Source organism: Aeromonas sp. HMWF017 (assembly GCF_003061465.1).
In the GTDB taxonomy this organism is placed as follows: Bacteria; Pseudomonadota; Gammaproteobacteria; order Enterobacterales; family Aeromonadaceae; genus Aeromonas; species Aeromonas veronii.
This window is the reverse complement of sequence record NZ_QAJD01000123.1, coordinates 1-1,978: the sequence shown is the minus strand read 5'-3', so window position 1 is coordinate 1,978 and position 1,978 is coordinate 1. Positions and strand designations below refer to the sequence as shown.

Sequence of the window (1,978 nt, the reverse complement as noted above, 5' to 3'; positions counted from 1 at the left end):
CCCGCCACAATATGGCGGTGGTGAGCTTTGCCGATCAGCCGGATGCCTTTATCAATCTCAACAGCCCTGCCGAGCTGGCCGCCTACGAGGCCCGTCTGCTTGCCCCGGCTATCGACCCCCAACAAGGAGTCACCTCATGACCCCGGCCCCCACTCTTCCCCTGCTCGGCTTCGCCGCCTGGAGCGGCACCGGCAAGACCACCTTGCTGGAGCAGTTGATCCCCCTGCTGGTGGATCGTGGCCTGCGCATCGGGGTGCTCAAGCACGCCCACCACGACTTTGATATCGACCAGCCGGGCAAAGACAGCTATCGCCTGCGCAAGGCGGGTGCCCGACAGATGATGGTTGCCTCCCGCCGTCGTCATGCCCGTATCATTGAGACGGAACTGGCCGAAGCCGATTTTCGCCAGCTGCTGGCCAGCTTCGATCAGACAGAGCTCGATCTGCTCTTGGTCGAGGGGTTCAAGCACGAACACTTCCCGAAAATCGAGCTGCACCGCGCCGAGATTGGCAAGCCGCTGCTCTTCCCCGAAGACCGGGACATCATCGCGCTGGCCAGCGATCAGCCCCAACAGAGTGGCGAACAACAGCAGACAAGCCTGCCCCGCCTCGATATCAACGATCTGGCGGCCATTGCCGACTTCGTCTGCCGCTGGCTTGACAGCTGCCAGAGCAAGGAGCCTGAAGCAGGCAAGGGCTTTCTCTCGGTCGAGGCGGCCCGCAACGCCATTCTGGCAGCCCTCACCCCGAGCACTGCCTGCAGCGACAAACCGTTGGCCCAATGCCACGGCGCCGTGCTGGCCGCCGATCTGATCAGCCCCATCAATGTGCCCCCCCACGCCAACTCGGCGATGGATGGTATTGGCCTTCGCAGCGACGATCTCGCCGCCGGCCGCTGGCAGCTGGTGGGGGAAGTGCTGGCAGGCCAGCAGCGCTACGAGCCTGTGCTGGCCGGTCAGGCGGTGCAGATCATGACCGGCGCTCCGCTGCCCCCCGGGGTAGATACTGTGGTGATGCGGGAAGAGACGCTGATTGAAGGTGAGTGGGTCACCGTCACCGCCCCGATCCGCGCAGGGCAGAATGTGCGCCTCGCCGGGGAAGATCTCACCAAAGGTGCGGTCGCCATCCCGGCCGGTACCTGGCTTGGCGCCCCCCAGCTGGGGCTGGCGGCATCACTCGGTCAAGCCAGTCTCACTGTACGCACCCCGCTGAAAGTGGCGCTGTTCAGTACCGGTGACGAGGTGCAGGCCCCGGGCGAGCAGCTCGCCCCCGGCCACATCTTCGACAGCAACCGCTTCACCCTGATGGCCCTTATCCGCGCCGCCGGTTGCGAGGTGATGGACCTTGGCATCATTCCCGATGACAAGACCATTCTGCGCCAGCAGCTGGAGCAGGCCGCCGCCAGCGCCGATCTGGTGTTGAGCTCGGGCGGAGTCTCGGTGGGCAATGCCGACTTTATCAAGCTGGTGCTGGCGGAGCTCGGCCAGATCGATTTCTGGCGCATCCAGATGCGGCCGGGTCGCCCGCTCGCCTTTGGCAAGCTGGGGCAGACCCCCTTCTTCGGCCTGCCGGGTAATCCGGTGGCGGCGATGATCTGCGTGCTGCAGTTTGTCGAGCCCGCCATCGCCCGCTTGCAAGGCAAGCGGTGGCAGCCGCTGCGCCTCTCGGCACTGGCAGACGAGAAGATGAAGAGCCGCCCGGGGCGCACCGAGTTTCTGCGCGGCATCTTTCATCAGGACCGTAACGGCCAGTTGCGGGTGCGCACCACAGGGCCACAGGGCTCCGGCATTCTCAGCTCCATGGCCGATGCCAACTGCCTGATTGAAATCGTACCGGATCAACCCGGGATCGCCGTTGGCGAGCGGGTCTGGATCCACCCCCTGCAGGGACGACTGGCCTAAATCCCGACGGGGCGTTGGCCGGATGCACAGCGCCCCGTCCCCCACCTGACAGGAGGCAGACCGTGCGTCTTGATGCCC

At 65.3% G+C, this 1,978-nt stretch carries 1 protein-coding gene and 1 pseudogene; both read left to right on the top strand.

Annotation, left to right across the window (positions count from 1 at the left end):
* Positions 1-140, top strand: a pseudogene (locus tag DBR30_RS22140) (molybdenum cofactor guanylyltransferase MobA); the annotation flags it as partial.
* Complete coding sequence (locus tag DBR30_RS12005) at positions 137-1,900, top strand: bifunctional molybdopterin-guanine dinucleotide biosynthesis adaptor protein MobB/molybdopterin molybdotransferase MoeA (RefSeq protein ID WP_108588361.1); 1,764 nt, start codon at positions 137-139, stop codon at positions 1,898-1,900. The pseudogene DBR30_RS22140 and the gene DBR30_RS12005, both read left to right, overlap by 4 nt.
* Positions 1,901-1,978: the final 78 nt, after the last annotated feature.

What these genes read in the sequence shown, in the direction of transcription:
- DBR30_RS12005 (WP_108588361.1), top strand. Translation starts at nt 137, where the DNA reads ATGACCCCGGCCCCCACTCTTCCCCTGCTCGGCTTCGCCGCCTGGAGC.